Annotated in this window: 21 protein-coding genes and 3 pseudogenes; 12 read left to right on the top strand and 12 right to left on the bottom strand. The window is 64.2% G+C overall.

The genetic code is table 11. The annotated features are described in order from the left end of the window. The first annotated feature begins 405 nt into the window (after positions 1-405). Together HNQ08_RS21570 and HNQ08_RS21565 are read left to right on the top strand one after the other, a co-directional pair. Positions 406-3,126: an ATP-binding protein gene (locus tag HNQ08_RS21570; RefSeq protein WP_184136750.1), complete on the top strand. Its 2,721-nt coding sequence runs from the start codon at positions 406-408 to the stop codon at positions 3,124-3,126. A 237-nt stretch (positions 3,127-3,363) separates the two neighbouring features. Continuing rightward, the gene (locus tag HNQ08_RS21565; protein ID WP_184136748.1) at positions 3,364-3,741 is read left to right on the top strand and encodes a response regulator; all 378 of its coding nucleotides are present in this window, start codon (positions 3,364-3,366) and stop codon (positions 3,739-3,741) included. A gap of 411 nt (positions 3,742-4,152) precedes the next feature. Here the strand turns inward: HNQ08_RS21565 and HNQ08_RS28330 are convergent, their stop codons facing one another. Next, positions 4,153-4,368 carry a DDE-type integrase/transposase/recombinase gene (locus tag HNQ08_RS28330; protein WP_425321367.1) on the bottom strand — a complete coding sequence of 72 codons (216 nt, stop codon included), beginning with the start codon at positions 4,366-4,368 and terminating at the stop codon, positions 4,153-4,155. Between the two features lie 225 nt (positions 4,369-4,593). Further along, positions 4,594-5,031, bottom strand: coding sequence for a hypothetical protein (locus HNQ08_RS21555; RefSeq protein WP_221284358.1), 438 nt, complete (start codon positions 5,029-5,031; stop codon positions 4,594-4,596). 550 nt (positions 5,032-5,581) lie between these two features. On the opposite strand from HNQ08_RS21555, the gene HNQ08_RS21550 reads away from it, so the two are divergent. Next, complete coding sequence (locus tag HNQ08_RS21550; protein WP_184136743.1) at positions 5,582-6,037, top strand: MarR family winged helix-turn-helix transcriptional regulator; 456 nt, start codon at positions 5,582-5,584, stop codon at positions 6,035-6,037. Continuing rightward, the gene (locus HNQ08_RS21545) at positions 6,034-8,100 is read left to right on the top strand and encodes an MDR family MFS transporter (RefSeq protein ID WP_184136741.1); all 2,067 of its coding nucleotides are present in this window, start codon (positions 6,034-6,036) and stop codon (positions 8,098-8,100) included. Before HNQ08_RS21550 ends, HNQ08_RS21545 begins: the two co-directional genes overlap by 4 nt. Before the next feature lie 403 nt (positions 8,101-8,503). Here the strand turns inward: HNQ08_RS21545 and HNQ08_RS27585 are convergent, their stop codons facing one another. Continuing rightward, positions 8,504-8,746 (bottom strand): hypothetical protein, encoded by a 243-nt coding sequence (locus HNQ08_RS27585; RefSeq protein WP_229790171.1) that lies wholly within the window; start codon positions 8,744-8,746, stop codon positions 8,504-8,506. A 64-nt stretch (positions 8,747-8,810) separates the two neighbouring features. Here HNQ08_RS27585 and HNQ08_RS21535 point away from each other — a divergent pair. Beyond that, a pseudogene (locus tag HNQ08_RS21535) lies at positions 8,811-9,228 on the top strand (DDE-type integrase/transposase/recombinase); the annotation flags it as partial. Between the two features lie 191 nt (positions 9,229-9,419). Here the strand turns inward: HNQ08_RS21535 and HNQ08_RS27185 are convergent. Next, positions 9,420-9,737 (bottom strand): hypothetical protein, encoded by a 318-nt coding sequence (locus HNQ08_RS27185; protein ID WP_221284357.1) that lies wholly within the window; start codon positions 9,735-9,737, stop codon positions 9,420-9,422. A 33-nt stretch (positions 9,738-9,770) separates the two neighbouring features. Next, positions 9,771-9,959 (bottom strand): AAA family ATPase, encoded by a 189-nt coding sequence (locus tag HNQ08_RS27180; protein WP_221284356.1) that lies wholly within the window; start codon positions 9,957-9,959, stop codon positions 9,771-9,773. Between the two features lie 253 nt (positions 9,960-10,212). Between HNQ08_RS27180 and HNQ08_RS28325 the strand changes: the two are divergent. Beyond that, a pseudogene (locus HNQ08_RS28325) lies at positions 10,213-10,578 on the top strand (GNAT family N-acetyltransferase); the annotation flags it as partial. Positions 10,579-10,649: 71 nt separating this feature from the next. On the opposite strand, the pseudogene HNQ08_RS28320 reads toward HNQ08_RS28325, so the two are convergent. The 4 genes and pseudogenes from HNQ08_RS28320 to HNQ08_RS21510 form a co-directional block, all read right to left on the bottom strand. Continuing rightward, a pseudogene (locus HNQ08_RS28320) lies at positions 10,650-10,833 on the bottom strand (hypothetical protein); the annotation flags it as partial. Positions 10,834-11,013: 180 nt separating this feature from the next. Further along, positions 11,014-11,421 carry a response regulator gene (locus HNQ08_RS21520; protein WP_229790173.1) on the bottom strand — a complete coding sequence of 136 codons (408 nt, stop codon included), beginning with the start codon at positions 11,419-11,421 and terminating at the stop codon, positions 11,014-11,016. A gap of 119 nt (positions 11,422-11,540) precedes the next feature. Beyond that, entirely contained in the window at positions 11,541-11,960 is a 420-nt protein-coding gene (locus tag HNQ08_RS21515; RefSeq protein WP_184136735.1) for a response regulator, read from the bottom strand. A gap of 89 nt (positions 11,961-12,049) precedes the next feature. Then, on the bottom strand, positions 12,050-12,712 hold the full coding sequence (locus tag HNQ08_RS21510; protein ID WP_184136855.1) for an HD-GYP domain-containing protein: 663 nt from the start codon (positions 12,710-12,712) through the stop codon (positions 12,050-12,052). Between the two features lie 455 nt (positions 12,713-13,167). Between HNQ08_RS21510 and HNQ08_RS21505 the strand changes: the two genes are divergently transcribed. Together HNQ08_RS21505 and HNQ08_RS21500 are read left to right on the top strand one after the other, a co-directional pair. Then, positions 13,168-14,811, top strand: coding sequence for a sulfatase (locus HNQ08_RS21505; protein WP_229790174.1), 1,644 nt, complete (start codon positions 13,168-13,170; stop codon positions 14,809-14,811). A 691-nt stretch (positions 14,812-15,502) separates the two neighbouring features. Next, positions 15,503-15,865: a hypothetical protein gene (locus HNQ08_RS21500; protein WP_184136733.1), complete on the top strand. Its 363-nt coding sequence runs from the start codon at positions 15,503-15,505 to the stop codon at positions 15,863-15,865. A gap of 705 nt (positions 15,866-16,570) precedes the next feature. Here the strand turns inward: HNQ08_RS21500 and HNQ08_RS21495 are convergent. The 3 genes from HNQ08_RS21495 to pdxR form a co-directional block, all read right to left on the bottom strand. Further along, positions 16,571-19,477 carry an FAD-dependent oxidoreductase gene (locus tag HNQ08_RS21495; RefSeq protein WP_184136731.1) on the bottom strand — a complete coding sequence of 969 codons (2,907 nt, stop codon included), beginning with the start codon at positions 19,475-19,477 and terminating at the stop codon, positions 16,571-16,573. A 463-nt stretch (positions 19,478-19,940) separates the two neighbouring features. Continuing rightward, on the bottom strand, positions 19,941-20,837 hold the full coding sequence (locus HNQ08_RS21490) for a phosphotransferase (RefSeq protein WP_229790177.1): 897 nt from the start codon (positions 20,835-20,837) through the stop codon (positions 19,941-19,943). Positions 20,838-21,647: 810 nt separating this feature from the next. Then, positions 21,648-23,054 carry a MocR-like pyridoxine biosynthesis transcription factor PdxR gene (pdxR, locus tag HNQ08_RS21485; protein WP_184136727.1) on the bottom strand — a complete coding sequence of 469 codons (1,407 nt, stop codon included), beginning with the start codon at positions 23,052-23,054 and terminating at the stop codon, positions 21,648-21,650. A 258-nt stretch (positions 23,055-23,312) separates the two neighbouring features. Here pdxR and HNQ08_RS21480 point away from each other — a divergent pair, with 258 nt between their 5' ends. The 4 genes from HNQ08_RS21480 (at position 23,313) to HNQ08_RS21465 (ending at position 26,781) form a co-directional block, all read left to right on the top strand. Beyond that, positions 23,313-24,230: an NADP-dependent oxidoreductase gene (locus HNQ08_RS21480; RefSeq protein WP_184136725.1), complete on the top strand. Its 918-nt coding sequence runs from the start codon at positions 23,313-23,315 to the stop codon at positions 24,228-24,230. A 545-nt stretch (positions 24,231-24,775) separates the two neighbouring features. Further along, positions 24,776-25,387 (top strand): sulfite oxidase-like oxidoreductase, encoded by a 612-nt coding sequence (locus tag HNQ08_RS21475; RefSeq protein WP_184136723.1) that lies wholly within the window; start codon positions 24,776-24,778, stop codon positions 25,385-25,387. Continuing rightward, positions 25,374-26,135 (top strand): ferredoxin reductase, encoded by a 762-nt coding sequence (locus tag HNQ08_RS21470; protein ID WP_184136721.1) that lies wholly within the window; start codon positions 25,374-25,376, stop codon positions 26,133-26,135. Before HNQ08_RS21475 ends, HNQ08_RS21470 begins: the two co-directional genes overlap by 14 nt. Positions 26,136-26,259: 124 nt before the next feature. Then, positions 26,260-26,781, top strand: a complete 522-nt coding sequence (locus HNQ08_RS21465) for a redoxin domain-containing protein (protein ID WP_184136719.1) — start codon at positions 26,260-26,262, stop codon at positions 26,779-26,781. Positions 26,782-26,965: the final 184 nt, after the last annotated feature.

Below are 26,965 nucleotides of genomic sequence, written 5' to 3'. Positions count from 1 at the left end.
CTGGAACGTGGAATCCGCGTGACTCGAGCGTCCATTCGTCCAGGTGTTGAAAGCGACGGCGCCGCCGCTGTAAGCCAGAATCAGTCCGGTGAAAGTGTTGCTCGGGCTCAGGTGACACTTGGGGATTGGGTGGGTGAACTGCGATCTGCCTGGTCCGGGCGCGTCCCATAAAGGGGAAGCCGCCACCGAGCCGGGTGCTGCGCTCTGATGGGAAACTGGGTATCCCAGGTTCGTGCCTTAGCGTTCAAACTGGGAAGAGATTGCCCAACTTCATTGCGAAAACGAAGGGGTTGGCTTCAACTCTTTTAAAGCAGCACGTCGTCTCCACTCGTGACGAAAGGGGAGCAGTCCACGGGGAGCTCCCCAATCCTCTTTTTGATTCACGCCAAACGCTATCCTGCCCGAATGCCCGAACAGCCCGCGGCGGCCACAGCGTCGCCCTCCGCCCTGGCGGAATACCTGCAGGACGTCACCGAGGCTCTCGCCGCCGCGACGACGCCGGCCGATGTGTTCAGGGTCGTACTTGAACCCGCCCTGCAAGCCCTGAACGCCGTTGCGGGCGCGGTACTCCTCGTGAACAGGGCAGGAGACCGTCTGGAGATCGCCGCCACCCAAGGTCACGAAAAGGACGCGCAGACCATCTGGCAGGATGGCCCCCTCGACGGGAACGTGCCCGCTGGGGACGCACTCAAGCGGCACGAGCCACTCTTTTTCGAGCATCAGGGGGACCTGACGGGCGCCTACCCTGAACTCGAAGAGCGAACGGGCGCGATTGCCCCTGTCGCCAATGCCGTCTTGCCCATGTTCCTGGATGAGGCGGCCCTGGGTACAGTCGTACTGGACTTCAAGGCGCCGCACCACTTCACCGCAGCCGAGATCCGTTTCCTGCGTACCCTGGCTGGGCAGTGCGCCCTTGCCCTGGGCCGCGCACAGCTCACCACCGACTTACAACGTCGGGTGCAGGAACGGACCCAGCAGCTTGAGGAGCAACGCGCCGCGCTCGACGCCTTCGTCGCGTACAAGACGGCAGTGGGCAGCGAGAGCGACGCGCTGACCCTCGCGTGCCAGGCCGTGCAGGTGGTGCGCGCCAGCCTGCCACACGTGAGCGTTGCGTACTACGAGCTGGACGGCGACCTGTGGACCGCGCGGGCGTGGTCTGACGATCTTTCCCCGGAGATCATCGCCCAGATCACGGCCGGAGTCCCCAGGGACGCGCCGAACTATGCTGAGGCAGCCCGCTTGCAGGCCCCGCACTTCGTGGACGGCTGGAACGCCAAGGCCGAGAGCCTGTCCAGCGCCACGGCCTACGGCGCCGCCGGGTTCCTGCCCCTGTTCATCGGCGGGGAGCTGCGCGTCCTGTTCACGGTGGGAACCCGTCAGGCCCGGGCGTGGCAGGAGCGCGAGAAGGCTCTGGTGCAGGCGGTGGTGCGCGGCCTGGAGCTCACGCTGGAGCGCACTGAGATCACCCGGCGCCTCAAGGAACAGAACGCGGAACTCGACGCCCGCGCCCGGGCGCTGGAGGGCTTCGCGGACCTCACCCGCGACCTGAGCGTGGAAGTGGACGAACCGACCCTGGTGGGGCGCGCGCAGGAACTGGTGATGTCGCTGCTGACCCCGGGCTACGCGCTGTACTACGAACGCCGCAGTGGGTTGTGGCGCAACACGGTGCAGACGGGCGAACTGGGCCGCACGCCCGCTGAAGCGGGGGCGTTGCAGGCGGTGGTGGACGCGGGTTTTCCGTACGACGGGCCACGCAGCCTGGTCGTGCCCTGGACGACCAGGCAACCCTTCTACCAGGACGAGTACCTGCGGGGCGGCGACACCGACGCGGCCCTCGTGCAGCACGTAAGCACCGTGGCTTCCCTACCGGTCTTCGTGAACGGTGCGATCGTGGGCATCATCTGCTTCGTCCTGTTCGACGCCCGGACCTGGACGGGCACCGACAAGGCCGTGATGGTCACCGTGGTGCGCAGCCTGGGCCTGGCCCTCGAGCGTGCACGGGGCATGGCGGAACTGACCCGGATGTCACGCTTCAACGAACTGGTGCTCAGCAGCATTGGGGAAGGCCTGACGACCATCGACAAGCAGGGCCGCAGCACGCTGGCGAATCCAGCTGCATTGAAGATGTTGGGGTACACGAAGGCAGACTTCCTGGGACGCCCTCAGCATCCCCTGATTCACCACTCGTATCCGGACGGTTCCCCCTTTCCCATGGAGGCCTGCGGGATCTACGCGGGGTTCACAGGCGGGCAGATGCACCGGGCGAATGACGAGGTGTTCTGGCGCAAGGACGGCTCCCCTTTCCCAGTGGAGTACACCAGCACTCCCATCGTGAACGAGGCGGGCGAGATCGAAGGCTCGGTGCTGGTCTTCCGGGACATCACCGAACGTCAGCAGGCCGTGGAGACCCTCAAACAGGCCAACGAGGACCTTCGCCGTTCCAATGCCGAGCTGGAACAGTTCGCGTACGTCGCCAGCCACGATCTGCAAGAACCCCTGCGGACGGTGACCAGCTTCTCGCAACTCCTGGCGCTCCGGTACGCCGGGCAGATCGACGAGAAGGGGCAGAACTACATTCAGTTCATAAGCGAGGGGACCGAGCGCATGGCGCAACTCCTCCAGGATCTGCTCGCGTTCTCGCGGGTGGCCAGCGAAGCGGGGGCCCACCAGCCTGTGGACATGAGGGGCACCCTCGCGCAGGTGGTGCAGGACCTGGACGCGCAGATCGAGCGGACCGGAGCGCAGCTCGAGGTCGGAGAGATGCCGGTCGTGCGAGGGGACGCGTCACAGCTGCGCCAGCTGTTCCAGAACCTGATTGCCAACGCCCTGAAGTTCAGCCACCCGGAGCGCACACCTGTGGTGCGGGTGGAAGCGCGGCAAGGGGACAACATGGTGCAGTTCAGCGTGCAGGACAACGGCATTGGGATTGAGTCAGAGTATTTCGAGCGCATCTTCACGATCTTCCAGCGCCTGCACACCCGGCAGAGGTACGAGGGGAGCGGCATCGGGCTGTCGATCGTCCGCAAGATCGTCGAGCGGCATGGCGGCCAGGTATGGCTGGAGAGCACGCCAGAGGTCGGCACAACCTTCTACTTCACGCTGCCCGCAGCGCAGCGCAGCGCGTGAACGGCCTGCAAGGGGCATTAATTGATTCCGAGGGCCTCACGGCGATGCGCGCGGATGAAACCCTCCGGTCGCTGCCGGTGCTGAATCGCTGGCAGCCCACGACGTCAAGCGAGCGTACGCGCCCGGAGCGAACACGTACCTCACCAAGCCGCACGACTTGCCGGTCTTCTTCAACCTGGTGCGGCTGACCGAGCAGTTCTGGCTGACGGCGGCGCGCCTGCCCGGTGGAAACAGCCAGTGACGCGGGTGCTGCTGGTGGAGGATCATTTTCCAGATGCCCTGCTGCTCATGGAATGGCTCGAGATCGTGGGGGCCGCGTGGGAAGTGGTGTATGTGGAAACCTTCGTGGAGGCGACCCTGAGCTGGGAAGCGGAGGCCTTTGACGCGCTACTTCTGGACCTCGACATTCCGGACGGTTTCGGACTGGGCCTGCTGACACGGGCCCTGGCGCTGGTGGGAGACCGGCCGTTGGTGGTCCTGAGTGGGCTGGCTGATGAGGACAGAGCGGCGCAGGCCCTTGAAGTAGGTGCCTGGACTTACGTGGTGGAAGGGCAGGCGGCGGTGCAGGAACTCCTGGTTCTGCTCGAGAGGTCTTGGCGTCTGGAGTGGAGCTGAATGAAGGCTGCTGCAGCGGCTGCACACCCACAGTGCAAGTCGGCTGGCTCAGCCCTCAACTCGCCCCTCAGCCCTCCAGTGTCCCCGGCAGAATGAACGTAGACAGCGGCCCCACCTGCCGTACCACTTCCGCCACATCTGGAAAGCCGCCTGTTGGTGGTCACGCCGAGGGCAAGCGGGACCAGTGGAGCGGGCGGGATGATGCCGATTCGTGATCCAGGCGTGCAGACCGGGAAATCCTTGCGCTCGTCGTCGTGACCTCCAGCCTCGCTGCGAACGGTCCTGGCTCCGAGGGGGACGATGGGATGCTCAACCAGGTTGTTGCAGCGACCGGGCGACACCACCTGCACATGCTCCACCCCGTGGAGTACGGGAAGCTCGCGTAGGGCTGCCCCATAACTCCAGAGCTTGTCAGGGTGAATGACCACCGGCACGTCGCCCCTCCCCCAGCAAACGGTGGAAAAACGACCTGGCGGCCTCGGTATCCCAGTGCGCCTGGAGGAAGACGTCCAGCACGACGCCGTGTTCATCGACCGCTCGCCACAACCAGTGGGTGACGCCTCCGACATCCGCGTGCCGTAACGTCCAGATGCCACCCGGAACCCCGGCGTCCCCTCCCAGTGGCATAGACCTGGGTGAACAGGTGGCCGAACCTGATGTCCCAGGTCCGGATGGATCCGCGGGTCACGCAGACGCCCAGCTCCAGCAGCAGTTCTTCGATGTTGCGGTAGCTGAGGGTGAAGCGGTGATCGAGCCTTGGATTACAGCGAGGGGAAACCGGTCCACCGGAAGCTTCTGACCACTCAGCGTCACGTCACCCTCCTCCAGCAACTTGCCACAAGCGCTTCCAGGTCACGTCAACGGCTCGGGCCATGCCCAGTGCGGGAGGAGTTCACCCAGTGCTTTTGCCGTATCACGCCCCAGGATCACCTGAGTCGTGATGTTCAGGGCATCGATTTGCCGAATGAACTCTCGACACCGCCCGCAGGGAGGGAGAACAAAGAGTTCTCCGCTTTCTTCCTTGCGCCACACCGCCACAATGGACTGAATGCGGGACTGGCCTGCCGTTACCATCGCGGCGATGGCTGCATGCTCCGCACAGAATCCGGTTCCGGACCCTGTGTCGATGCAGACGCCGTGGAAGTGTCGCTGAGCTTCAGTGACCAGCACGCAGGCGACATCACCGATGAGACGATCGCCGACCCAGCGTGGACGCAAGACCTGAGCCGCCTCGAGAATCAGCCGGTCAAAGGGCTGAGACCCGTCAAGGATGAGCTTGGAGGACGTCACACCCCATCGTAGTTTGCCTGGCGTCATTGAGCCCAGTCGGCGACTGAGATGGGTCTGACCGGAAGCCGTTGCCGCTACCGTTTTTCCTCGCGCGTGATGGGCTCCGCCCGCGGGTTCTTCCGACGCCTCCCACCCACTCAGCACGATCTTCAGCCATGCTCCACGAGCACGGCCCAAAAATTGATCTCTCTGCTCGTCGCAGGTGACGGAGACGCGGTTTGCACGCCGCACGTGACCGAGGTCTTCAGGCGGCCCGGCAGTGGGCCGTGTGATGCCGGCTGGGACGGTTCGGGGACTCGACGGCCCGCCTCGCGAACCTGCCCGAGCAATTCGACTCCACCATCCTCTCGTCACCGCTGCTGGCCGACACAGTCATGCCCTGCGTGCCCTCCAGTCAGAACGCAGCGAGAGGGACTGTGCGCCGAACGATCGTCGGTGCACAGTCCCTTGAGGTCAAGGAACATTACACCTGGCAAAATAACCTACGATAGGCATTTGATTACCCAAAATACTACTTTACCTTAGTTATCTATTATGTTAAGTTATCTCCATGACGACTGCCCTTCCCCCCACCCACGACACCGAGGACGTCAGCCGCTTCCTCACCGTCATGTGGCGCTTCAACCGCTCGCTTGCCCAGGAAATCGAACCGCTGCTGCAACAGGAGCTCGACACCGATCCTCGCAGTTTCATGCTGCTCAAGACCATCCAAAGCGGCCTGCATTACCCGAAACTGGTCGCCCAGGAACTGATGATGCCCACCACCCTGGTCAGCCGCTATCTCGACGACCTCAGCAAACGCGGCCTGATCGAGCGGCACATTGACGAGCAAGACTCCAGGCGCATCCACCTGAGCCTGACCCCTGCTGGCACTGCCCTGATCCATGACATCGAGAGCACCGTTCACGCTCAAGTCAGTTCGCGCCTCACCCGTCTCACCCCAGATCAGCTGCGCACCCTCAACGAGGCCATGACCGCGCTGACCCCCGAAGGAAGTCCCGCATGACCACCGCCACCACCCCGCGCGTTTTTACCCAGCAGGAGAAAACCATCACCCTCTTTGGCCTGATGGTGGTGTTCCTGCTCAGCGCCCTGGACCAGACCATCGTCAGCACCGCCATGCCACGCATCATTGAGCAGCTCAAGGGGCTGGAATATTACGCCTGGGTCACCACGGCGTACCTGCTCGCCAGTACCGTCATGGTGCCCATCTACGGCAAACTGAGTGACCTTTTTGGCCGCAAGCCGATTCTGGTGATCGGCATCGGGCTATTCCTGTTGGGCTCGGTCCTCTGCGGGATGGCCGGCGAGCCCTTTATGGGCAACCTCTTCGGCGGCGGTATGATTCAGCTCATCGTGTTCCGCGCCCTCCAGGGCCTGGGCGGCGCCGCGCTCTTTACCAGCGCGTTCGCGATCATCGCCGACATGTTCCCGCCTGCAGAACGCGCGAAATTCGGCGGGCTGTTCGGGGCGGTCTTCGGCCTGTCCAGCGTTCTTGGGCCGGTCATTGGCGGCTTCCTCACCGACCACGGGAGCGTCAGCCTGCTGGGCTACTTCATCGAAGGCTGGCGCTGGGTCTTCTACGTGAACCTCCCCCTGGGCGCCGTCGCGCTCTTTATGATCCTGGCCAAGATGCCCAGCCTCAGCCACAAGGCAACGGGCAGGATCGACTACCTCGGCGCCGTCCTGATCGTGGCCACCACCCTTCCGCTGCTGCTCGCCCTCACCTGGGGCGGCACCACCTACCCCTGGGACAGCGCGCGCATCGTCAGCCTGTTCGCCTTCAGTGCCGTCAGCCTGGTGCTGTTCATCCTGGCCGAGCGCAACAACCCGGACGCCATCCTTCCACTGGGCCTTTTCCGGAACCGCACCTTCAGCATCTCCAACCTTGCCTCGTTCGTCATCAACATGGCCTTCATCGGGATCGTCATGTTCCTGCCACTGTTCATGCAGACCGTGCAGGGCGTCAGCGCCACCAACTCCGGCCTCGCGATGCTGCCCCTGATGGCGGGCCTGATGCTCTCCAGCATCACGGCGGGCAACCTGGTCGCCCGCAGCGGGAACTACAAGCCCTTCCTGCTCGGCGGGACCGTCATCCTGATCGCCGGCGTGTTCTTCCTGACCCAGATCAGCGTCGGCACCACGCGACTCGACCTGGGCTGGCGCATGTTCATCGTCGGTCTCGGTCTTGGTCCCGCCATGAGCCTGTTCAACATCGCCATCCAGAATGCCGTGCCCATGCACCAGCTGGGCGTGGCCACCAGCAGCAGTCAGTTCTTCCGGCAAATCGGGAGTACCATCGGCGCGGCCATCTTCGGAACGCTGCTGCTCAACAACCTGCACACGGAACTGCCCAGGTACCTCCCGAACGTACCCGGGATGGAAAACGCCGCGAAGAACATCAACCTCGGCGAGATGCGTTCCAGCAGCGGCGGCGACACCGGTCAGCAGATCAAAGCGGCCCTCGCCCAGCAGTACGCTCAGATCGAACGGGCCTTCAACGGTGACGCGGAGGCGACCCAGGCGCTTCTCAAGAACCCGCAGCTGCCCGAAGCGCTGAAATCCACCCTCAAGAATGGTGGCGTCCGCGCACAGGTTCACCAGCAACTCACCGCACAGGCCAACACGGTCGCCACCACCCTGAGCCGGGGCGAAGCTGGCCGTCAGGCCCTCCTGGGGAGCGGTGCGACACCCGCGCCACTCAAAGCTCAGCTCCGCGCCCTGCCTGCAGCGGCCCTCGCCACACCGCAAGCCGCTCAGGTGACGGCGCAGCGCGTCCAACAGGGCATTCTGTCGAGTGAACCCCAGGTGGCCGCACAGGCCACCACGGCGGCCCTCAAGCAGATCCGCGCAGGTCTTGACCAGCAGGCGGCGACCGTCGCACAGCAGGTCTCGGTCGGGATGAAGCGTGGCTTCACGGAGGCCGTCAAGAGCATGATCGGCACGAGCATTTGGATCATCCTCGTTGGCCTGATTCTGACAACCCTGCTGCCCGTGGTTCCGCTGCGCCGACATCCCCAGGACGTCGGCACGAACGAGGACGCTCCTGCTCCCTCCTTCAGCCACTAAGGCCCCTGAGTTTGCCAAAAGGCGACGCCTCGTGAGGCGTCGCCTGGGTTATTTGCGGGATTCGGTGTCGCCTGCACCGTAACGTGCTTCGCCGGTTCCGAACCCCCACAGGATGCTGAGGGTGGGCGCGGAGCGGCTTCAAGAAAGAGAGGTCACGTCCGTGATGGAATCAGAGACCGAGGGGAAAGCAAGCGCGCTTCCCGCTGACTGACGGGGCTGTGGACAGCGACGCTCACACCGATCACTGCTCAGTGGCCTGCCCCGGGTGGGCCCGGAGCTCGGGCATGTCATGAACGCGATCTCCCCCGTCTACCTTCTTGATGCTCGCCGGCGCTGCGCGAGGACGTAATGGAGGTCGTTCAGGCGCAGCTCATGCCGGAAGGCGCGCAGTCGGGTCTGAGCGTCAATCACGGCCAGTTCCACACCGGCAATCGCCGCGAAATCCTCGATCAGCTCCGCCGGCGTAGATCCAACCTGCGCAGGCGGTCTTGAAGTCTGGCTTGCATGCCCATACGGCGCGCGCCGCGGGCAGCTTGGGAAGCTCGGGATGGTCTACTGCCTGCACCTCGTTCACGATGAAGTTCAAGCGGCTGCCCGGGTCGGCCAGTGAAACGTTGAGGGCCGGGCCCTGCTGGGCCTCGAACACCAGGCGTACCGGGTCCTCCTTGCCACCGATCCCCTGGGGATGAACTTCCAGGCGGAGGCTGCCCGTACCCGAGGGTGGTGTTCAGCACTGGCTGTGGAGAGCTGTCGACAAATACGGAGCCATGCTCGGCCTCCTGCTTCAAGCACATCGAGATACACAAACCCGCCCGGACTGTCTTCACTCGGCTGCTCAGTGGGTCCGAGGTTCCGGAGGTCATTCATACCGACAAGCTCTGCAGCGATGGGGCAGCCATTCGGGAACTTTCCGTGCTCCACGGCGTGAAGGACGTTCAAGTCACCTCGAGTGCGCGGCGTAACAATCCCGTTGAGCAGTCGCACCGCTTGACCCGACGACAGGAACGGCAACCACGGGGCTTCAAACGCCGCCGGGCCCAGGAACTCCTCGCCCCGCACGCCCGAGTCTCGAACCTTCACCGGCACGTCCACACCACCGGACCCGCCCGGTCCGACGCCGCCCCTTGATGGACACCCTGCGGGTCTGGGATGAGGTGGTGCAACGGGCATGCGGAAGTTCAGGCTGCCCACCAGGAAAGTCGGTCCGCTCCTCGTTCACTTGCCAGAACCCATCCTGGAGAGGTGCGGCCATCAAGTGGGAGATGCCCGCCTCCTGGACAGCTCCTCGTCGCGGGCATCTCCCAGGTGCCTCCACAGCGTCAAGGCGATGGGCGGATACGGCGAAGGATTTCATCGACAACCTTCACAAGCGGTTGTGTTGCATTTACCGCTCTGCTGCTGGGAACGTCTTCCTTTTTTCGATACAGTCGCGCAACGAGCTCTTTTTCCTCTGGTTTTCCGCCCCATTCTGTTGGATCCCGCGCGACACGCGCGTCAAGCTGCCGATACAACGTGCCCAGGACGTTGACCTCCAGCACGAAAACGCCGTCAAACAGCCGGATGAACTTTCGAAAATTCCTCGAACCGCCGCAGAAGAAGGAGATCGCTGTGCTGTGATCGGCGATGACCGACTTCACTCTGCCGACATCCCAAAGGAGATGCTCGTGTTGTTAGACGGCCCTGTCACTTTCGCGCTCATAGGCGGGTTCGTTGACCCGCTCTCCCGTCTCTGGATTCCCCCGGTCTTTTAACTCCCGGTCACCGTGGAGGACGTGATAACCGCGCCGCTGTAACTCTTCGGCCACCGAGGTCTTGCCTGTACCCGAAACGCCTTCAACGAGGTCATTCCTCTTGCCCACTGGTCCATCCTTCTGGCGAGTGTTTTTGGTCTACCCTCCTGGAGGCAGTGCCGGGGCGAGCTGTGACCCTGAGGGGTGAACTCAGCGTCTGAATATTGTCCGCCTTCCCAGGGTAGTCCGCTGTTCCTGCTCTTGACTCATCCTCTTCCCCCTTTCCCACATCACCTGCCAGCCATTTCGGAGCATAACGGCTGTTGAACGACTCTTTCGAGCAGGTCCCGCGCCAACAGGAGGCGTTTGAGGACCATCGGGCCTGGTTCGCGTTCATTATCGCCCGATCACGTCGCATCACCTGGCCGAGTGCCTAGCGCTGGAACTCGACGACGCACAACGCGCTTTCGTCGCCCCGAACGTCCTTTCTCTCGCGCAGGCCTCCGTCAACCCGGACCTGCGCCCTTTCGGCGTGTACGACGACGGCAGTCTCGGCTTTGAGGCGCCCGTCACGCCCATGGTCGGCTTCGTGATGCTGCAGGTCACTGCCGGCGTGGGCTTCGTGCTGCGCTTGATGATCGACCGTCGCTTTCAAGGCCGAGGACTCGCGAGAGCGACATTGCGCGAAGCCGTTCGCCGACTGCGGCTCGACCCGGAGGTGCGGGTCATTGCGACCAGTCATCGACACGAGAATCAAGCCGTGGGACCGCTGTTGACCTCGGAAGGCTTTGTGCCCTGGCCGATCGAATACGCGCAAGGTCACGCGACGGAAACGTCCTTACCTCGAGTAGGACTTGACGGGTCCGGGCATGAGCGCTTGAGATCTATCAATTTCAGGGGACGCGCCAAGACATTCAAGGCCACCTTCAACCGTAGCCGGACCCCAGCGCAGTCCAGCCCTGGTCAATACGGAGAATGCCGACTCGACGCACTTGCGGGTGGACTGGGACGAGACGGCAAGATGACTGGACGTGGACTTCACCCAGGCATGCTCAGAACGTCCACGGTGAAAAGCCCCTTAACGAACGCCTCTGCGGCTGTGAATGGTACGTTCACAGCCGCAGAGGCCATAGGCTGGGCTGCGTGCTGATTCGTTTTGCCCATCAGTCTGGTCCAGACGCGCTCAGGCCTCGCCATGGGAACCAACATCCTGCAGGACACCGTTGACCTGCCGGTCCCGCACAAGCCTTTCCAATTGCTCTACAAAGCGGTCAAAGTCGAGCGATTTGACCAGGTATGAACTGGCTTGCAGGGCGTACGCCCGCTCCACATGCTCTTTGTGACCGTACCCCGTGAGCACGACCACCTGAATCTGCGCCAGACGTGCGTCCTGCTTCACTTCTCCAAGCAGCTGGAACCCATCCATATAGGGCATGTCGAGGTCAAGCAGCATCACATCTGGCCTGACGCCGTGATTGCGAAGAAGATCCAGCGCAGCGCTGGCGCTTTCGACACACGTCAAGACCGCTGCCGGGCTGATGAGCTCGAACGCCACCTGAACCAGCACACGGTCTGCGGGGTTGTCATCCACCAGAAGATAGTGTGGCGGCGCCTTCACGGGACTGATTTTGAACCACGTGGGCCCGGGCAAGATTTGAAAGTGCTAAATGAGCGCCGGCTATGCTTGAGGCGCTTTCCGCCTGGCCTGTCCTACCTGCTCTCCACCACTGTGCGGCTGGTCTGCCAGTATTTCACCACTGTCTCCAGCTGTTCCAAAAACTCGCTAAAGCTCTCGGATTTGACGAGGTATGAACTGGCATGCAAGGTATACGCCTGTTCCACATCCCGCTCGGCGTCGGACGTGGACAGAATCACCACCGGAATGCGGACCAAACGTGCGTTGGCCTTCATGGCCTGCAGCACCTCGAAGCCGTTCATCCCGGGCATGTTGAGATCGAGCAGCACCACATCCGGCTGGAACATCTGGGTCTGAAGTAATTCCAGCGCTTCCATGCCGCTTCCCACACAGGTCACCACACATTCCGGGCAGAGCTGCTCGAACGCTGCCTGCGTCAGGAAGTGATCGTGCGGATTGTCGTCTACGAGCAGGTAATGGCGAGGCAGCGTCATCGGGGTGATGGTAGCGCTTACTTTATCCAGCGAGAATGAAGCGCAGCCGGGCATGGCCTTCACCCAGCCGTACCTGAAGGGGGCCCCCCTCAAGACAGCGAAGCCCAGTGGGCTGGCCCACCCCCGTCATGCAGCAGTTCCACAAGCACTCCTGCCAGGACAGGATCAAAGTGTTTCCCCGCCTGCGCCGCGATCTCCCTCAGCGCCGCTTCGGGGGACCACGCGGCCTTGTAGGGCCGCGCACTGGTCAGGGCGTCGTAGACATCGCACAGCGTGAAGACGCGTCCCGCCAGACTAATCTCGCGCCCGGCCTTGCCCGCCGGATAGCCCTGCCCGTTCCAGCGCTCGTGGTGATCGCGCACCACATCCAACGCAGTCTCCGGCAGAAATCCCAGGACACTGGCGAACTTCATCCCCTCCTCCACATGGCCGCGCATGACGGCCCACTCGTCAGCGTCCAGTGGGCCAGGCTTGAGCAGCACCGCGTCGGGAATGGCGATCTTGCCGATGTCGTGCAGGTACGCGCCCCAGCGCAGCGCCCGCGTCTGGGACGGAGACCAGCACATCGTCTGCGCCATCTGGGTCGCCAGTGCGGCAACGCGGTCCGTGTGCCCCTTGGTCTCACGGTCACGGGCCTCCAGCGCCAGACCCAGGACCCGGAGTTCGGCCTCACGCAGCTCGCTGGTCCGCTGATCGGCCGCCAGACGCTCGACGAAGCGGAGGTGGGCTTGGGCCAGATCGTCTTCACCCATGCTCACTTCAGCGAGGAAAAATCGATGCAGCCTTTCCGACAACAAGCCCTCAGCGTGGCAGCGCGGGCCTCACACTGGTCTGAACGAGCACGTGGCCAGGAAGATAAAGGGCGGAGCGTGCACCAAAGCGAAAGCGCGCTCTGCGGATCTCAGGCGCACCCCCACGAGCGCTTCCAGGGTGGCCTGATCGTGTCAGAGCGCCATCAGCGCAGCACTTCGGTGCTGCCCCACAGGGCCCGACGCAAGCGCAGGCAGAACACCGGGATGACTTTTCTCCCCTCCTGATCGGGGCTGAATGCGTCCTGACTATTGTCAATGGCTTCTGGCTGCCTCCGGTCGCCGTGAGCGTGGTGGGGGCCATCATAATTGCGATCAAAGTGCGGCCAGACCACTGACAGCAGGCGCTGGGCCTGGCGGCACTCCACGCCCCGACGCCCGAAGCGCTGGAGGAGCACGTGGCGCAAGTGATTGCGGCCGTGCCCGCCCGGACCGCCACGGCCAACCGGGGAGCGGCAGACCAGGGCGCGACGTTCAGCGTCACGCTGCCCAAACCACCCTATGCCACAACCTGTGCGGCCTTACCCTGGGAGGTGAACATGCCACGAAACGTGATCCTGATTCAGCTCGACTCACTGAACAGACACTACCTGCCAGCGTACGGCAACCGCTGGGTCCACACCCCTAACCTTGACGCCTTCGCCGAACGTGCCATTACTTTCGACCGACATTTCACGGGTTCTCTTCCCTGCATGCCCGCCCGCCGAGAAATCTGGGCGGGCGTAGAAGAATTCTGGTGGCGTGGTTGGGGACCGCTGGAACCATGGGATGAGCCCATTGCCTATCAGGCCAACCGTGTGGGCATCACCACACAGCTGATTACCGACCACTATCACTTCTTTGAATGGGGCGCCCACAGTTACCACCACGACTTCAGCGGTTATGAATTCATCCGCGGACACGAACACGACAACCACATGACGGCTCCACTCCACCGGGAACCCACCTGGGCCAGGCGCATGGTGACTGAGCACGGCGAGAGCGCCCGCATCTATCTGCGCAACGTGGCCGACTTCATGCGTGAGGCCGATTTCTTCGCGCCCAAGGTCATGAGCGCAGCAGCCCGCTGGATCGACCAGAACCACACCCTGGACCGCTTTTTTCTACACGTCGACAGCTTCGACGTACACGAGCCCTTCCACGTCCCCGAACCCTACCGTAGCCTCTACACAGATGAATCGCCGGAGGCCTTTAATCCCTGGCCTCGGTATGGCCGCAGCGATGAAGGAGACCTCGCGCTCAGTGAGCGCGAACTCAATTGGGTTCGTGCTCAATTCGCTGGGAAGCTCACCATGGTCGATACCTGGTTGGGCCAGGTGTTCGACGCATTAACCAGGCATGACTTGTGGCAAGACACGGCCGTGATCATTACGACCGATCACGGGCACTACCTGGGTGAACATGGACGCATCGGCAAGCCTGCCAGCCCACTATGGAATACCCTCACGCACGTGCCGCTCCACGTGTGGTGTCCCGGACAGCCGGCGCGGCGCGAGCAGGCCATCACGCAGACAGTGGATCTGCATGCCACAGTCCTCGATCTGCTCGGCTTGCCCAGTCCAGGTCCACATTCCCGCAGTTTTGTGCCCGTCCTGCTGGGACAGCGTTCGAGTCACCGTGACATAGCCGTGTACGGGTACGCCAATGCGCGGGTAGGTATCACCAACGGCGAGTGGACGCTGTTGCGTGATCACGATCCGCGTCTTGGGGCGGCGCACTGGTACTCCCTGCAGGTCGGTCACCTGGATGTCCGAAGCCACGCGGCCCGGTTCGAGCGGTCCACTGTGTTTCCGGACTTGGTGGCTGGGACGTTCATTCCTGGTGTGAAGACGCCGCATTGGCGGATGCCGGCGATGTCCAGCGACATCCAGCATCTCCCCCCGCTCCGCGAGGATCTGCTGTATCAGGCCGGTGACTCTGAGCAACTGCAGGATCTGCACGCTGGTCATCCTGAGGAAGTCCGGCGCCTGGAGGACCAATTGCGAGCACACATGTCTCGGCTCGGCGTCCCCCAGGAGCAGTTTGCACGTTTAAAGCTCTGAATGGTTCTGGCAGCGGGGCCGAAAGGCTTCCTTCCCCAACAACTTGCCACAAGTTGAACAAAGCGAGGTGACGGCGGTGAGTGACGCTTAGTCGTCTCCTGTGTCGCCTGGACGCGATAGGCCCCCAGGGCTCTGGCGACGCCCCGACGGCGGCGCGCCGGGTGGACAGCCAGGACCGAGAGGCAGGGCGATGAGAGCAGCCAATTGTGACGGCGTAGGGGCCCGAAGAAGATGATCCCGGTGCCGATCAGTTGTCCGCCCTAGTCCTCGGCGACGGCCACCCCGGCGCCGGGGTGGAACGCATCCAGAAGATCAAGGGTGACACGACGGGCAAACTGGACCTGGCCAGTGTCGGGACTGTCTCGCGGGAGCTGAGGCGTAGGCCGCGCCGCCGGTATCCCGGAGGGGACGGATCCGATCTATCGGAAGATCGCATGCCACCAGGACCCGGCACCGCGCAGTCGTGCGGCCGGGAATTGCAGACACCAGGTACGGTCCCAGAGTCTGGGCACTTTCAACCCTCCGTGGCGTTAAACGGTCGCGCTCGTGACTGTGGGCTTCCTGCACACGCTGGAGCTGTACTTCAGGCGTCCCTACGCCAGGGACTCTTCGTCATGGCTTCTTTGCTGTGAAGAAAACGTGAGATTTTCATAAAGCGGCTATGGTCAGATAACCCATGGAATGGATCAACGTGAGTCGGAAGATTGGCACCCACACCCGTCTGGTCACCACTGGCGCAGAGATTCAGAAAATCACCGAGTGCATGATGACGTTCTACCTCTCTGGCACGGAGCGGCCTGATGAGCGCCGCCACCCGTTTTTTACGGGTGTGGGACCCACACCCAACGTTGCTGAAGAAATGGCTTACATGGTGTATCTGCGGGCGCACAACTGTTCCCACCAGTTCGAGCCGCGTGACACCACCACACAGGTGTGCAGGGTGTGTGGGGTGATGCGGCGCGCCCACACTGCCGCGTCCCGCTCTGAACGGTTCATGTGGCAGCGCTGGTTCAGGGGCGCGCCCCGCAGCCCGTCCGCTCCAACCGGCAAGTGACCCCCATCACGGGCATCTGCATGCGGCGGCGCCCACACGTGGGGCCCAGCTCAGGCTGTGTTCCCCTCAAGGCGGCTGACGACGGCGCCTGGGTCATGGGCACGCGCACTCTAGGGCCAAGCAACCCAATGCTCTGCAACTTTTCAGTGCTTGGGCAGGTGCCGTCAAGAGAGGGGCTTGGCAGCTCGTCCCACTTGATCGAGAGAAGTTAACTACAAAAGTATATTCTCGAATTTCATCTCAGCCAGAATTGAAGCTCCTGAAGAGGGGCCTGTCTTCGGTCAACCACAGCTGTGAGCGGACCTGAATCCATGTTTTAGATGACGTTCGGTCAACCTGGCACAACCGATTCAAACAGAGGAAGCGTGAAGATGCTCAGCTTGCATGCCCAAAGCGGGCATCTTCACCCTCACCTGCGGACCAGCGGGGCTACCATGCCTGGAAGAAAGCGTTCCAGCTGTGGCGTCCGGAGGCCACAAGAGTGGCCCGAGAATCACGCCACTCCTGCTCTCCACAGGCCGTACGTTCAGTCAAGGCAACTCAACTGTTCCTGAACACGCCGCCCGGGTGGGGAGTAGTGGTAGAGCCAGACGGCAGAGCCGATGACGCTCGGCGGGAAACGGCAGACACAACGGCTTGCGGTGGGACACAGCTCAGCCGCCTGCGGAGATGAAGCGGGCAGAACCCCCAAAAGAGCCACCGAGTTCACGCGCTGACCTCCACGACCTTCTGGGGCTGCCACGGCTGACATGGCAAGGGCTCAAGCTGTGTGGCCAGCCAGTTTCGCCAGGGTTGAGGCGCCTGGCCATGATCTTGCCCTGCCAGGCGCGTCAGTTCCAGGTGGGCGTGCCGGGCCAGCGGGCGGCGCGCGTCCTCCAGATAATCGGTCAGCACCGCGTACCCATGGCGGTCTCCACACCGGGCGGCTGCCCGGTTCACGATCAATTCCAGCATGGCCTGACGCTCGGCGAAATAGTCGGGCTGTCGCCACTCGCGGCTGCATTGACCGTGGAGGAGCGGTTCACGCTGCAAGCCGCGGAGCAGTGGCAGGCAGACCGGGTCGCCCAGCCGTTCAGCGAAATCGCACAGGGCGTCCACATAGTGAAAGAGGCCACTGGTGGGATCACGCAACCGCTCCGGGGTGGCGGCCAGGTGCGCGGCCACCCGCGTCATCAATGGGAGCGCCCGGCGATCCCGGACCAGGGCCAGGGCGTGGAGCAGATAGCCCAGGTCCGGCATCGCGCCGTGATCGGGCGAGTCCTGGGTGAACGGAACAGACCCGCGGTGGGGCAGCTCGCCGCCCGGCCACAGGCGCTCCGCTTCCTGGAGCAGCACGGGGGTGGCCGCGTGATCGCCGTGCCAGGCCAGCGCCCGCGCACACGTCACGCGCCGGGGTGAATCCAGGCCAAGCTGGGCGCGCAGCAACGCCGCGATTCCGGGACCAGCAGTGCAGATGGCCACGAAGGGTATGGGCCCGCGCCAGACCTCATGAAACTCCATCAAGGAGAGATCTGGCAGCCGGAGGTTGTCGTTCAGCGCCTCGACCCAGCCTGGCCACTCCGCACGCGGGGCGGTGGGCGGCTCCACGGTGCGGGCCAACACGTCTGGCGGCAGGTTGCCCGCCTCCACCAGCGCTTCTTGCAAGGGGCGCATGGCGAGGTGACGAGGCGCGACGTTCCGTTGCGCGCACAGCGCGGCGGCCCATCCGGCGGCGTAGCCCAGGTTTTCCAGATCGGCCTGCATCCGCACGGCGGGCAGAGCGTCGCTGCTGGCCGAGAGCGCCTTGCCCGTCACGATCAGGCCGTCCAGCGTGACGGGCAACAGGGCGCGGTACGGCACTTCCACTTCCAGATTCGGGGGAATCAGGCCGATCCTGAGCCAGTCTGACGAGGTGTGGCCTTTCACGTCGTGGTTGGAAAACGCCACGTTCACCACATCCGGCCAGCGCTTCTGGGTCAACTGATCGGTCAAAGTCAGTTGAACTGCGCCCCGCAGGTGCCGGGACTGGCGTGGGGCGAGGTAGCGCCCGTGGTCATGCCCCGGATTGCGCCGCCGTCCGTTGACGATGGCGCGGGTGTAATCCTGCGGATCGCCCACGTCCACGTTGCTCGTGAAGTTGTTCTTGGTCAGTCCCGGACGCGGGTGCTGCGCCAGCGAGGCCCACATGGTCACGCCGTCCCGCGCCGCGCCGTAGTCCGCCGCCGCTCCGGCCCGCACAGCCACGTCCGCGTCCCCGGTGGCGTCCACCACCACAGCGGCATGCACCCGCAGCAGTCCGTCCGGCGTGGCGAAGGTCGCGCCTGTGATCCTCTCTCCAGGCCCACCGTGGGTCTCCAGCAGCACGCTGCCAAGCTGAACGTTCACCTCTGCTTCCTGCGTCAGCCGTTGCCAGGCCAGCGCCTTGGCCTCCACATTCCATTTGGCGCCGGCAGGCCAGTTCATCCAGGCGTGTTCCTCCGCCACCCGCGCCGCCACTTCCAGATTGAACCCCGCGCGCCGCCCGAACCAGTAGCTGTCCACGCCGCCCAGCGTGCCGCTGCCGCCCAGGCCGTCATGCATCTCGGCCAGCATGACCCGGCTTCCCGCGCGGGCGGCGGCCACTGCCGCCGCCGCGCCGCTGCTGCCGCCGCCCACCACCAACACGTCCACCTCGGCGTCCTGGCTGGGGGCATCCACCCATTGCCCCGCCCCTGACGCCTGGGGCCAGGACCGTTCCAGCATTTGATGGGCGACGCGCGCTCCCTGCCGGGCCAATTCCAGGGGGCCAGGAAATGGTTGGAATGACCCGCGAAGCGTCCACAGCCCCGTCTCCCGGTCCTGGTCTGCTTCCCCGCGGGACGAACAGCGGGCGACGCTGCCCATACCCGCGATCCGGCACACGGCAAATGCGGGGTGGTGCGTGATCAGCCAGCGTACCGCGCTCAGAGAATGAGGCCTCGCCTGAAGGAGAGCCGCGCTGGTGGAGGGGGGTGCGGGCCAGCGCAATTCCAGGAGAATGTGCCCGTTGGAAGAGTGTCCACGGGCCAGCCACGCCGTTCCCAGTTCCTCAGGCAGCGGGACTGCTCCTGAGTCAACACAGCTCAGATTAACGCCCGTCAGGTGCATCACCCGGCGACAGACGACGTCCTGACGAAGCTGAGCAGTCCCGCTGCTCCAGGTGGCGATCCCCGTAGACCCAGCGTCCAGGATGGCCTGCGTGTGGACGCGGCAGCGTCCCGCCTTGGCCGCAAAGTCTACTTCCGAATGACCCCGACGACGAACGGGCAGCCAGCCATAACGTAGCGCCACCCCCGCATCAAGCAGTGCGTCTTCCAGCGCGATTTTGAGGAGATCGGGAATCACTGCTCCCTCCGGCGAGAAGCATGTGCCGGGCAGCTTCAACAGGTTTTGCAGTTCGAGTAACTTCGCACTGTCCCCCCACAGGTGGATGTCGGTGGTCAGCTCATGGCCGGGTTCGTTCCCCGCGTCGGTCAGCAGCACGGATTGACCCCGATCGGCCAACGTGAGTGCTGCCAGGACACCAGCCACACCGCCACCAGCGATGACGACATCGGTGGTGAAAACCTCGGCAATTTCTGGTTCGATGGTGGGAGGGAGTCGCTCGTCTGACATGGAAGCTCCTGTGCAATGCAGGCGGGTAAGGAAGCTATGTTATTTAAAAGATTTAAGAAATAGGATAATCTCTGGGCCAAGGACAGACAACTCGGCGGGCAGTGGGCGGAAGAGCTGTCGCCTGATGGTTCTGGCACCTTCAGCTCGGCGGGGCCAGAGGCGCAGCACTGCGGTCTGTGGGTTCGTCCCACGAGCCAAGAGAAGGTGCAGCACCTTCTCACAGAGCCCCGCTTCGGTCCACTCCACCATTCTTCACCTGCACCTGAGGCCACTTTCCAAACCAGGCGGTGGAGGTCAGGAGCGCCACGGCAGACCATGGCCTAAGACAAACACGACACCTGCAAGGACCTGGCCCGCAGGAATTCCTGGCCAATCCCCTCGGTGTTTGCGGGCTCCAGACGCAGGACAGGCGCAACCTGCGCCCACAGCAGGCCAGGGCTCAGCTGGTCCACCAGCGACGATGTCACGCCAACGTCTCCAACTCGCGCAAAAGGTCATGCAGAGCCCACACCGCCATGTTCTGCATCTCCCACTTGGCCTCAAGAGCCGGCAAAATACGCTCCACATACAGCAGGGCCGCGTGAAACGCGGCCCTGGGCCGAGAGAGCTGGTAGGTTCGAAACAACATCTCCGGCGTGGTGACACCTTCCCAGGCCGAGAGGTACGCCTTCACGATCCGTTCCCGGGCGTCCGGCTGGTGAGGCAGAAACGAATCCATCTCCGCCAGAAAGAGCCGCAGGCTGAAAAACGGGTGCGTGACCGTGGCATCCGAGAAATCAAAGAACACGGCCTGCTCATCCCGCAGGGCAACATTCGTTGGCCAGAAGTCCCCGTGCTCCAGCGTGTCCGGGATGCCGCAAGCGGCCAGCTGATCGCAGAGTGACTTGAGCTGCGCGCCAAGGGCGCGCAGCCGCTCGATCTCCTGCGGACCCAGTGGCGCGGGCAGTTCAGGGAGCCTGCTCAAGAGCCCGTCGACACGTTCGGCGAGACCTGCACTGGCATACCGGGGGATATCCGGGAGATCCTTGATGAACGCCCGCTGCATCTCCCCATATCGGTGAACCACCTGTTCATACCGCGCGACATCCCCGGTTTCATGCAGCGGAACCGCCTCCAGGTCTTGCATCAGGAAGCCGCCCCGAAGCTCGTCTATCGCCACGACCGTGGTGACTTCGCCAGGGAAGCGCTCGCTCAACCATCTCAGGAGGGGACCTTCATGCGCGAGAGGTGCAGGAGCCGCCTTGTAATACAGCAGGCCCCGCTGGGTCGGCTGTTGAAGCACCGTGGACCGCTCCCAGTTGCGGAGTTGCTGGACTGGGCCGGTCGGCGTGGCGCCCGTTTCCCTGGCGTGCTGCTCCATCCACACACTGACATTCTGAAACCACCCTGGCCGGGCCCAGGCCCGCCGCGCCTTCGGACGTTCGGCGGCCTGCTCCCTGAACCAGTCGTCCAGGTATGGGCGGTGCTCGGGCAGAGCGAGAGAGGCTCGCTACATCGTCGCAGTCCACCCATCGGCTGCCTTCGGGTTGCCTGGCGTCCGGGGTGAGGTTCTCCAGTTCATACACGCTGTTGATGGCAGTGGTCCCAGGCTTCCAATCATCACCCAGCGAACGAAGGGTGATGACCTCAAGGCCCAAGGCCTGCTGAACAGCTTCGTTGAGATGCGCGACCACGCCGAAATGGGGGTCAATCGGCGTGAATTTCGGCAGAGCCCAGCCGCCCTCTTCAGGAAGCACGAGCAGTGACGAACGACTGGGATGAGGCAGCAGGAGATGGTAGCTGCTCGGAATGGTGGACCAAGACTCGCCCATGCGGGCCTCCCTCGGGGTGACGAAGATGCAGAAGCTCGAGGGAGGACGCCCGATCGGGAAGAGGGGAACGACGTTTCCCTCCGCCGTCCCTCACGAACAACACAGCCCTCACTCCAATCGGTGGAGTGACGTTGTGGGACGTGAGGGTCACGGGCGTCTGAACATTCGGAGTCCTTGAATAGAGTGCACTGAGCTTAACACGTCCCCATCCGACTTCAAATTCAGCAAAGGGTTTGAGCTTCGGTTCTCAGCCCAATGAGCGACGCCCCATTTCAGGCGCGCAGCACGAGGTCACCTCGACCGACGTGCGTGTCCGGACGCACGCCCACTGCACTTCTGGCAGCCTTGGCGCGCGGTCGTCATGTCCTTGCCAGGGCCGCCAGCCGGCGGCAGTCGGCTGCAAGGCGCTGTTCGTTGATGTTGGTCACGCCGAGCAGCAGGCCCTGCGCCTGGGGTGCCCGCACGGACCACGGCGAGAGCGGGGTGGGGGCGAGGCCGAACGGCCAGGCCCGCCGGGCGATCTCAACGTCGGACCCGGGACCGGTCAGCCCGGTGACCACCGCCATGCCAGCCGTCATCTGCACGGTCAGGGCGTCTGACGCCTCCTCTTCGAGGCAGCGGAGCAGCGCCGCGCGTCGAGCGGCGTACAGGCGCTTCATACGGCGGAGGTGACGCAGGTAATGGCCCCCGTGCATGAAGTTCGCCACGGTCCGCTGGACCGCCCCTGCGGGTGCAGGGGCGAGGCAGGCGGCCAGGTCGCCAAAGGGGCGCACCAGGGCGGGCGGCACCACCAGAAAGCCCAGGCGCAAGGCTGGGCTGATCGTCTTGCTGAAGGTGCCGACGTGCAGCACCCGCTCATCGTGCGCGAGTGAGGCCAGGGCGGGCGCGGCCCGCCCGTTCAACTGCAGTTCGCCCAGGTAGTCGTCCTCAATAATCCAGGCGCCTGTGGACCGCGCCCAGTCCAGCAACTGGAGCCGCCGGGCCAGTGACATGGTCATGCCCAGGGGTGCCTGCTGGCCAGGGGTCACGACGGCCAGCGTGGCGTTGCCTGCGAGCCTGAGGCCCGCGTCGACATCAAGGCCCTCGGCATCGACGGGAATCGCGGCGACCGTCAGGCCGGCCAGCGTCAGCCCGGTGCGCGTGAGGGGAAAGCCTGGATCCTCCACCCAGGCGGTCTGCCCTTCCAGGCGAAGGCCGCGGGTCACGAGTCCGAGCGCTCCGGCAAAGCCGGCCGTGATAAAGACCTGGGACGGGCTGCACTGCAGGCCGCGGGCGATGCTCAGGTAGGCCGCCACCTCCCCGCGCAGCGCGGCGTCCCCTCGGGGATCCGGATACCCGACCGGGGCGGTTGAGGCCTCGCGCGCCGCCTGGATGGCCAGGCGTGACCAGAGCGGCTGCGGAAACGCGTCCTGAGCTGGGACGCCCATCTGAAACACCACCGGACGGGTGGAAAAGTCCCGGAAGAGCGTCGACATCGGCACGGCCTCGGTCGTCGTGACGGAACGGGATGAGCTGGGCGGGCGCTCGGTGACGCGGGTGCCGGCGGCGCCGAGGCCAACGGCGAGCTGCTCATCGATTAGGCGTTCATACGCCAGCCGCACAGTGCCGCGCGACACGCCCAGTTGTGCAGCCAGATCGCGCCAGGAGGGGAGCTTGGCGTGGGCGGGAATCTGCCCCGACTCAATCGCGTCCCGAATCGCGCAGTAGATCTGTTTCGACAGCGGCATCTTCTTGACCCGGTCGATGTGGAAGGCGAGTGCAGTCATCGATCATGGTACATCGGAACGCGCACATCTTGGCACTTTTTTTTGACCACGGGTGAGCGCACGCTGGGCTTGGGAAAGGACCGTGCAGCCCCCAGCGCAACGAGCCCTCGGGGGGCTGAAGCGGGACGCCGGGCGTCCAGTCATTGAGGGATCGCCGGGGCAGCGGGGACGGCTGGCCCTCTCGTCTGGCCACACCCCTGCCTCTTTCCCAAGACGTTTCACATGACCCCACGATGGACCAGTAGAGGAGCCCGACTGATGAAAGCGATTGTTGCGAAAGACGAAGCCTCAGGCACAGCAGGACTGACGTTGGTGGAGCGGCCTGATCCGCAGGCGGCCATCAATGACGTGGTGGTTCAGGTGTATGCCGCCGGATATGTGGTGACTGAACTCACGTGGCCTTCAGCCTGGAAGGACCGGAGCGGCCGTGACCGGGCGCCGTCCATCCCGGGCCACGAACTGGCTGGTGTGGTGACCTCACTGGGCTACGGCACGACAGGGTTATCAGTTGGGCAGCGGGTGTTCGGTCTGGTGGACTGGTACCGCGACGGCGCGATGGCCGAGTACGTGGCCATGGAGTCACGCAACCTGGCGCCGCTGCCCGGGGACGTCGACTTCACGGTTGGTGCGAGCCTGCCGATCTCCGGTCTGACGGCGTGGCAGGGGTTATTCGTACACGGCCACCTGACGGCAGGCCAGAGCATCCTGGTTCACGGTGCCGCTGGCGCCGTCGGCTCCATGGTGACGCAGCTCGCCCGCGAGTTTGGTGCCTACGTCATTGGCACTGGACGCGCGGGCGATCGTCAGAAGGCACTCGACTTCGGGGCCCATGAGTTCCTTGATCTGGAAGGCGAGACCCTGGAAGATGCCGGCCATGTGGACTTCGTGTTCGACATGATCGGCGGCGAGATCCAGAAGCGGTCAGCGGCGCTGATCCGGCCTGGGGGAGTCCTGGTGACGGTGGTCGGGCCTCCCGAAGCGCAGCCCGAGAGAGGCACGGCCATCGACTTCGTGGTTGAGGCAGACCGGGCGCAGCTCACCGAAATTGTCCAGCGGGTCCGAGACGGCCGGCTCCGCCCGAATGTCGGCGTCGTTGCGGACCTGGGGGACGCTGTGGCCACCATCCAATCTCGTGAACGCCGTCTGGGCAAGACAGTCATTCGGGTTCGGCAGTAGGTTCATCACGCTGCCGTGGCCCATGTCGCGATCGTTCCTTGGGTGAGAGTCGCTGTCACGGGATGAACGCGGAACCAAGCATAAGTCGTGTGTTCTGCGCTTCTGTCAGGGTCCACAGCCGCACCTGAGTGGTGCGCTTGTGGCCGCTTCGCGGGCACGGGGGATGAGGTCGCGCCGGGTGGTGTGGCTGAACGGCACCACCTGTTGGGTCTGCAACCAGGTGAAGGCGCTTTCCGGAGCGGCAGGCAGTGAGGCAGGCTCCTGCTGAACGAAGGCGTGGACCAATGGGCCTTGCTCCGGGCCGCAAGGTGGAAACCCAGCCGGATCAGGGCCAGATGGTGAAGGCATGAACAGAATCCGCGTCTTCTCTGGGTTCAAGGCCCATCAAGCGGGGCATCAGGCTGGGGACACTCTTTGGCACAGAGGGCCACCCACCGTTCAGAAGCGTCACCGACAACGTCAGACCAGCGCCGCAATCCAGCAACGCGCCAAACAGGATCAACCTTCCTACGGAAGCATCCGGATCCTGCCTGAGGAGGACACACATGACCAACGTTTCGAGAGGATTTCGTGGCCGCCAGCAGGCAACGCGCGAGGACACCCGCGTGCCACCCGGCCAGTACGTCACCACGGAATTTCCTGTTTTGTCTGCCGGTCCCACCCCGCGTACACCGCTTTCCCAATGGGACTTCACGGTCGAAGCTGAAGGTGAGCGTGAACCACTGGTCCGCTGGAGTTGGGATGAGTTTCGCGCGCTGCCCAGCGAAGCCATCACGCGTGATATTCACTGTGTGACGCGCTGGTCCAAATTGGACACGCGCTGGCGTGGGGTCTCTCTGGATACACTGCTGGACGCGGCCGGGGTGGAGTTGCCCTTTCTGGTGGCCCACTGCGACGGCGGCTACACGACGAATCTGCCCTGGGAGGACGTCACGGGCGGCCGGGCCTGGATCGTCTACGACTACGAAGGCCAACCGCTCGCCCCGGAGCACGGCGGCCCAGCGCGCCTCCTTGTTCCTCACCTGTACTTCTGGAAGAGCGCCAAGTGGGTGCGCGGCTTGCGGCTGGCGAGCCAGGATGATCCTGGGTTCTGGGAGGTGCTCGGGTACCACAATCACGGTGACCCGTTCAAGGAACAGCGGTATGACGGTGATTGAAGCGCCCCAGCAGCGTTCGGCGTGGTTGAGTGCGCAGCCCGTGGCTCTCATCCGTGAGAACGCGCGAACCCGTTCCATCACGCTGCAGGTACCGGGTTGGCCGGGGCATCGCCCGGGGCAGCACCTGGATCTTCGGCTCACGGCTGAGGACGGCTATCAGGCTGCACGCAGTTATTCGATTGCCTCAGTGGCGCGCGGCGACCTCATCACGATCACCGTCGAGCGGGTCGAGAACGGTGAGGTGAGTCCATATCTGGTCGACGAACTGCAGGTGGGCGACCGCCTGGACGTGCGCGGCCCCATTGGTGGACACTTCGTCTGGACGGCTGAGCAGGGCGGCCCTGTGCTGCTGGTTGCTGGCGGTTCGGGGGTGGTGCCGCTCATGAGCATGGTTCGTCACCGCTTTGAAATCGGCAGCGACATTCCAATCACGCTGTTGTATTCGCTCCGCGCGCCGCAGGACCTGATCTACGGCGCGGAGTTGGCTCAACGGCACGCGGCGGCCGATGGCCTTCAGGTCCTCCTGACGTACACGCGCGAAGTTCCAGCGCAGTGGCGCGGGTATCGCCGGCGGATTGACCGCGCCATGCTGGCAGAAGCCATGGGCCCGGCTGGCCCTGAGGGGCATGCCTTCGTGTGCGGCTCTGCACCGTTTGTCGAGGCGGTTGCCGAGCCCCTGATTCAACTGGGATACCCAGTGGAACGGGTCAAGACTGAGCGGTTCGGCCCCTCGGGTGAAAGGACATGACGAGGGGGATGACGGCCAGTTTGATGTCCGTGTTCCTCCAACCGGTCCACCCTGCACCGGGCGAAGACTTGCCTGGCCCACCCCTCTGGCCGGTGCCGAGTCCAGCAGAGGTGAAGCGGCCGTCATGAGTTTGTCTCCCAAGGACCGCCAGGGCCACGCGCCTCTACAGCCTGGGGCGTCCTTTCCTTCCTTGCGGGCCGCACAGGTGGGTGGTGGGCCATTGACTCTGCCGGATCATCTCGCTGGGTTCTGGGGCGTGGTGCTCTTTTACCGCGGGCATGGCTGCGGCTACAGCCGCTGGCAGCTGCTTGATTTCCAGAAGCGCTCGGCCGGGTTTGAGCAGGCGGGGGCGCGCGTGGTGGCCCTTTCGACAGATCCGAAGGCCCAGGCTCAGCGCACCGCCGAGCTGTATGGTCTGACGTTCCCCGTCCTGTGGGGCGCTGACGCGCACCAGGTGGCCGCCTCAACCGGCGCGTATGTTCTGGGCGATCCGCCCATCTTGCAGTCCACAGGCTTTCTCCTGCAGCCTGACGGCAAGGTGGCGCTCGCCGTGTACTCCAGTGGTGCGGTGGGCCGCTTGGTGGCGCATGACACGCTGCGCCACGTGCAGTATCTCAGGCGCCGGGCGCCTGCAGAGGTCAACTGAGCGCAAGGACTGCAGCGATCCAGGAAACGGGGCAGCCAAGGTCAAACGAGGAGCGCGGGCACCCGGTCAAGCCAGCCGGGCGGGCATGGCCGGACCAGGGCGCGTCCTGCAGGTGCTGGCGATGGCGGTCAGTCCACCGACGCTGGCCTCGGGGCTGGCCGCTGGTGAGCGGCACTCTCCCGGC

It is taken from the genome of Deinococcus humi, from assembly GCF_014201875.1.
In the GTDB taxonomy this organism is placed as follows: Bacteria; Deinococcota; Deinococci; order Deinococcales; family Deinococcaceae; genus Deinococcus; species Deinococcus humi.
Note: the sequence above shows the minus strand (reverse complement) of the source record. Positions and strands in the feature narration are given on the sequence as shown.